Genomic DNA, 5,955 nt, shown 5'->3' with positions numbered 1-5,955 from the left:
GTGGAAGCACATGATGATGAACCCGATCTATGGGGTGCTCGCGCACGTGTGGCACTTCTTCGGCGCGACGCCGATCGACTGGATGACCGACCTGCCGCTCGCCTCGGTGATCCTGATGCTGTCGTGGCAGTGGCTGCCGTTCGCCTGCCTGATCTTCATCACCTCGCTGCAGTCGCTGGACCGCGAGCAGATGGAGGCGGCCCGCATGGACGGCGCCAACGCGCTGCACCAGTTCTGGTACCTGACGCTGCCGCACCTGGGCCGCTCGATCGCGATCGTCGTGATGATCGAGATGATCTTCCTGATGAGCGTGTTCGCCGAGATCTTCACCACCACCGGCGGCGGCCCCGGCAACGAGAGCACCAACCTCGCGTTCCTGATCTTCAAGCAGGCGCTGATGAACTTCGATGTCGGCGTGGCCTCGGCCGGCGCGCTGTTCGCGGTGGTGCTGGCCAACATCGCGGCCGTCTTCCTGATCCGCATGGTCGGCAAGAACCTCGATTGAACGGAAGAACGCCATGAGCACCACCTACCCCAACGGCTTCCCGTACGTCCGCACCTTCTTCGCGTGGGCGATCGCGCTGCTGCTGTTCTTCCCGCTGCTGTGGCTCGGCCTCACCGCCTTCAAGACCGAGATGCAGGCGATCGCGGTGCCGCCGCAGCTGATCTTCACGCCCACGCTGTCGAGCTTCGCCGAGGTGCAGGAGCGCAGCGACTACCTGCTGTACGCGAAGAACTCGCTGATCACGAGCCTGGTGTCGACGATCCTCGGCCTGATGATCGCCGCGCCGGCCGCCTATTCGATGGCCTTCTTCCGCACGAAGCGCACGCGCGACATCCTGATGTGGATGCTGTCGACCAAGATGATGCCGGCGGTCGGCGCGCTGGTGCCGGTGTACGTGATGGCGCAGACCACCGGCATGCTCGATTCGCTGACGGCGCTGATCATCGTGTTCACGCTGTCCAACCTGCCGATCATGGTGTGGATGCTCTACAGCGCCTTCAAGGAGGTGCCCAACGACATCCTCGAGGCGGTGCGGCTCGACGGCGCGACCGTGTGGGACGAGTTCCGCCACGTGATCCTGCCGCTGACGATGGGCGGCATCGCGTCGACCGGGCTGCTGTGCCTGGTGCTCGCGTGGAACGAGGCCTTCTGGTCGCTGAACCTGACCTCGGCCCACGCCGGCACGCTGGCCGCGCTGATCGCGTCGTACTCCAGCCCCGAGGGCCTGTTCTGGGCCAAGTTGTCGGCCGCGTCGCTGCTGGCCATCGCTCCCATCATCGTGTTCGGCTGGTTCAGCCAGAAGCAACTCGTCCAAGGCCTSACYTTCGGCGCCGTCAAGTAAGGAGACCCCATGTCATTCCTCGAACTCAAGGGCATCGTCAAGGAATTCGGGCCGGTGCGCACCATCAAGGGCATCGACCTGCAGATCGAGAAGGGCGAGTTCATCGTCTTCGTCGGCCCGTCGGGCTGCGGCAAGTCGACGCTGCTGCGGCTGATCGCCGGGCTCGAGGCCACCACGCAGGGCTCGCTGCAGCTGGACGGCCGCGACATCACGCACGTGCCGTCCGCCAAGCGCGACCTCGCGATGGTGTTCCAGTCGTACGCGCTGTACCCGCACATGACGGTGTTCGACAACATGTCGTTCGCGCTGAAGCTCGCGAAGGTCGACGTGGCGACGCGCCAGCAGAAGGTCGAGCGCGCCGCGAAGATCCTGAACCTCACGCAGTACCTGCAGCGCACGCCGAAGGAGCTGTCGGGCGGGCAGCGCCAGCGCGTCGCGATCGGCCGCGCCATCGTGCGCGCGCCCAAGGTCTTCCTGTTCGACGAGCCGCTGTCCAACCTCGACGCGGCGCTGCGTGGCCAGACGCGTGTCGAGATCGCGAGCCTGCACCGCGACCTCGGCGCGACCACCATCTACGTGACGCACGACCAGGTCGAGGCGATGACGCTGGCCGACCGCGTGGTGGTGCTGCGCGACGGGCTGATCGAGCAGGTCGGCACGCCGCTGGAGCTGTACGACCACCCGGCCAACCAGTTCGTCGCGCAGTTCATCGGCACGCCGCAGATGAACGTCGTCAAGACGGCTGCCGTGCCCGAACTGACGCGCCTGGCCGGCACACGGTTGCCCACCGACGGCGCGGTGGGCGTGCGGCCCGAGTACGTGCGCGTCGGTGCCGCCGGAACCGGCCTCGCAGCCCGCGTGGAGCTGATCGAATCGCTCGGCTCCGACACGCTGATCCACACCCGCATCGGCGACACCAGCGAAGGCGTTCCACTGGTCTCGCGGCAGAGCGAGCGCACCACCCTCAAGCCGGGCGACAGCGTCGGCATCAGCTTCGACGCCAGCGCCCTCCACCTCTTCGACGCCCAGGGGCGAACGCTGCGCCCGCTGCAGCAGGCCGCCTAGCGATGCGAGCTTTCCCATGACGACCACTCCCCTGACCATCCTCCACCTCGGCCTCGGCTCGTTCCACCGCGCGCACCAGGCCGTCTACCTGCAGAACCTGATCCATCAGGGCGACACCACCTGGCAGATCGCCGGCGGCAACCTGCGCCCCGACATGGCCGACACCATCGCGGCGCTGCAGAAGCAGGGCGGTGCCTACACGCTGGAGACGGTGACGCCGGCCGGCGAGCGCTTCTACGAGCGCATCACCGCGATCCGGAAGATCGTGCCGTACACGCCCGACCTGGCCGGGCTGATCGCGATCGGCGCCGATGCCGCCACGCGCATCATCTCGTTCACCGTCACCGAGGCCGGCTACTACCTCGACGACCAGAACCGGCTCGACGACAGCTTCGCCGACCTGGCCAGCGACCTGGCGGGCAAGACCCGCAGCACGATCTACGGCGCGATGGCCGCGATCCTCGACGCGCGCCGCACGCGCAACGCCGGCCCGGTGACGCTGCTGAACTGCGACAACCTGCGCGGCAACGGCGAGCGCTTCCGCGCCGGCTTCCTCGATTTCCTCGCGCGCCGCCAGCAGGCCGCGCTGCACGCCTGGGTCGAGCAGAACACCAGCTCGCCGAACGACATGGTCGACCGCATCACGCCGCGCCCGCTGCCCGACATCGCGGGGCGCGTGAAGGCCGCGACCGGCGTCGACGACGGCGCGCCGGTGATGGGCGAGCGCTTCATCCAGTGGGTCATCGAGGACCACTTCATCAACGGCCGCCCGGCCTGGGAGAAGGCCGGCGCCGAGATGGTGGCCTCGGTGCTGCCGTACGAGGAGGCGAAGATCCGCATCCTGAACGCGAGCCACAGCTGCTTCGCCTGGGCCGGCACCCTGCTCGGCTACCAGTACATCCACGAGGACGTGGCGCACCCGGCGATCCGCCRGATGGCGTTCGACTACGTGACGAACGACGTGATCCCGTCGCTGGAGGCGTCGCAGAAACCGTATCCGCTCGACCTCGCCGCGTACCGCGACGTCGTGATCGACCGCTTCAGCAACCCGTACCTGCAGGACACCAACCAGCGCGTCGCGATGGACGGCTACGCGAAGATCGCCGGTTTCCTGTGGCCGACCTTCCGCGAGTGCCTGGCCCGTGGTGCGTCGATCGCGTCGGTCGCGAAGCTGCCGGCGCTGTTCTTCGAGTTCCTCGGCCGCTGGCACCGCGGCGAGCTGAGCTACACGTACCACGACCAGGGCATGGACGTGGCGGCGGCGCATGCGATCTTCGAGAGCGCCGATCCGCTGGCCGCGTTCAGCCGCGATCCGGTGCTGTGGGGGCCGCTCGCCGGCGATGCGCGGCTGGTGGCCGCGCTGCAGCGGGCGCATGCTGAGGTCAAACAGTTCCTGAAGGAGAACGGCCATGGCTGACTACCCCGCGACGCAACGCCTCGCGGATTGCCACGCGCTGCTGACCGGTGCCGGCGGCGGCATCGGCCTGGCGGTGACGCGGGCCTTCCTGCGCGAAGGCGCGCGCTGCACCGCGGTCGACCTGCCCGCCACGCCGGCGCCCGAGCTGCAGGCGCTGGTCGACCAGCACCCGGGCCGCGTCCAGTACCTGAGCGGCAACGTCGCGCGCAGCGACGACATCGCCCGCTTCGTGGCCGGCGCCGAAGAACGCCTCGGGCCGCTGACAACGCTGTTCAACAACGCCGCGGTGTTCGACCTGGCGCCGCTGCTCGATTCGGACGAGGCGATGTACCAGCGCCTCTTCGACGTCAACGTGAAGGGCATGTTCTTCACGATGCAGGCGGTGCTGCGCCGCATGGTCGCGGGCGGCGTGCGCGGCAGCATCATCAACCTCGCGTCGCAGGCCGGGCGCCGCGGCGAGGCGCTGGTGTCGCACTACTGCGCCAGCAAGGCGGCGGTGATCAGCTACACGCAGTCGGCGGCGCTCGCGATGGCGCCGCACGGCATCCGCGTCAACGGCATCGCGCCGGGCGTGGTCGACACGCCGATGTGGGGGCAGGTCGACGCCCTCTTCGCGCGCCACGAGCACCTGCAGCCGGGCGAGAAGAAGATCGCGGTCGGCAAGGCGGTGCCGCTGGGCCGCATGGGCGTGCCGGACGACATCGCCGGCGCCGCGGTCTTCCTGGCCAGTGGAGAATCGGCGTACATCACCGCGCAGACGCTGAACGTCGACGGTGGCAACGTGATGAGTTGATGACTTTCTTGAAGCCGCGATGAACACCCACCGGACCCGCAGCCCCGAACTCGAGCACGACTTCGTGCGCGACACCAAGCTCGGCTACGAGCCGGAGGGCACCTACGGCTACGTGCGCTGCCTGGAGCATGGCGTGCCGAACCCGCTGGTGCGCTGGCACTACCACGAGGAATACGAGCTGCACCTGATCATCGAGACGCGCGGCAAGGTGTTCGTCGGTGACTACATCGGGCATTTCGAGCCGGGGCACCTGGTGCTGACCGGGCCGCGGCTGCCGCACAACTGGATCTCCACCGACATCCCGGCCGAGGGCGTGCCGCTGCGTGACGTGGTGCTGCAGTTCTCCGACGAGCCGCTGCGCCGCGCGACCGACCTGATCCCCGACCTGCGCGACGTGCTGCCGCTGCTGGAGCGGGCGCGCCACGGCATCGAGTTCTTCGGCATGAGCGACCGGGCGCGCGAGCGGCTGGTGCGCATCCGCAGCCTGCACGGGCTGAAGCGTTTCACCGAGTTCCTGGAGTTCCTCGGCGAGCTGTCGGACTGCAGCGACTACCGGCTGCTGTCGAGCATGCCGCTGCAGAGCTTCGACGACGACACCTCGCTCGCGCAGATCAGCACCATCGTCGACTACATCACCGAGAACAGCGCGAGCCAGTTCTCGATGGGCGAGCTGAGCCGGCGCGTGGGCATGAGCGAGAGCCAGTTCTCGCGCTACTTCCGGCGCGCCACCGGCAACACCTTCACCGATTTCGTGAACCGGCTGCGCGTGACGCGGGCCTGCCAGCTGCTGATGGAGACCGACCGCTACATCACGAACGTCTGCTACGACGCGGGGTTCAACAACGTCGCGAACTTCAACCGGCGCTTCCTGGAGATCAAGGGGATGACGCCGAAGGAGTTCCGCAAGCAGGGCGAGGCGCGGTTCGGCGGGGGCTCGGGTAAATCCCCATCCCAGTAGCCAATCCCCCCCGGTGCACACTGCCGGGATGCCTGCCCCCGCCCGCCCGCGCATCCTCGTCGTCGACGACGACCCTGACCTGCGCGCCTCGCTCGACGACGCGCTGACGCAGTCCGGTTTCGACGTCAGCACCGCAGGCGACGGCATCGGCATGCACGCGGCACTGGCCGAGGCACCGCACGCGCTGGTGCTGCTCGACCTGCGCCTGAAGGACGAGCACGGGCTGGCGCTCGCGCGCAGCCTGCGCGAGCGGCACCCTGCGTTGCCGATCATCATGATCAGCGGCAGCAGCGACGAGATGGACCGCGTGCTGCTGCTCGAGCTCGCGGCCGACGACTTCCTCGTCAAGCCGTTCAGCCCGCGCGAACTGCTGGCC

The 5,955-nt window shown here is 68.4% G+C and carries 7 protein-coding genes; all 7 read left to right on the top strand.

Annotated features, from left to right (window positions below):
* A partial coding sequence (locus AC1D12_RS22300) for a carbohydrate ABC transporter permease (RefSeq protein ID WP_477842917.1) occupies positions 1–505 on the top strand: 505 nt, incomplete at its 5' end.
* A 13-nt stretch (positions 506–518) separates the two neighbouring features.
* Positions 519–1,346: a carbohydrate ABC transporter permease gene (locus AC1D12_RS22295; protein WP_047500431.1), complete on the top strand. Its 828-nt coding sequence runs from the start codon at positions 519–521 to the stop codon at positions 1,344–1,346.
* Positions 1,347–1,355: 9 nt separating this feature from the next.
* The gene (locus AC1D12_RS22290; protein WP_047500429.1) at positions 1,356–2,411 is read left to right on the top strand and encodes an ABC transporter ATP-binding protein; all 1,056 of its coding nucleotides are present in this window, start codon (positions 1,356–1,358) and stop codon (positions 2,409–2,411) included.
* Between the two features lie 16 nt (positions 2,412–2,427).
* Positions 2,428–3,828: a D-arabinitol 4-dehydrogenase gene (dalD, locus tag AC1D12_RS22285; RefSeq protein WP_477842914.1), complete on the top strand. Its 1,401-nt coding sequence runs from the start codon at positions 2,428–2,430 to the stop codon at positions 3,826–3,828.
* On the top strand, positions 3,821–4,621 hold the full coding sequence (locus AC1D12_RS22280) for an L-iditol 2-dehydrogenase (protein WP_477842912.1): 801 nt from the start codon (positions 3,821–3,823) through the stop codon (positions 4,619–4,621). The genes dalD and AC1D12_RS22280 overlap by 8 nt, the downstream gene beginning before the upstream one ends.
* A gap of 19 nt (positions 4,622–4,640) precedes the next feature.
* Positions 4,641–5,579: an AraC family transcriptional regulator gene (locus tag AC1D12_RS22275; RefSeq protein WP_047500421.1), complete on the top strand. Its 939-nt coding sequence runs from the start codon at positions 4,641–4,643 to the stop codon at positions 5,577–5,579.
* 28 nt (positions 5,580–5,607) lie between these two features.
* Positions 5,608–5,955: response regulator transcription factor (locus AC1D12_RS22270; RefSeq protein WP_477842909.1), on the top strand; the 348-nt coding region annotated here is incomplete at its 3' end.

The sequence above is a fragment of the Rhizobacter sp. P1_G5 genome (assembly GCF_056405435.1).
The sequence above is the reverse complement of the archived record's forward strand: the minus strand, read 5'-3'. Positions and strand labels throughout refer to the sequence as shown.

Bases quoted from the DNA above. Each gene is read 5' to 3' on its own strand.
- AC1D12_RS22275 (WP_047500421.1), top strand. From the start codon at position 4,641: ATGAACACCCACCGGACCCGCAGCCCCGAACTCGAGCACGACTTCGTG.
- AC1D12_RS22280 (WP_477842912.1), top strand. From the start codon at position 3,821: ATGGCTGACTACCCCGCGACGCAACGCCTCGCGGATTGCCACGCGCTG.
- AC1D12_RS22290 (WP_047500429.1), top strand. From the start codon at position 1,356: ATGTCATTCCTCGAACTCAAGGGCATCGTCAAGGAATTCGGGCCGGTG.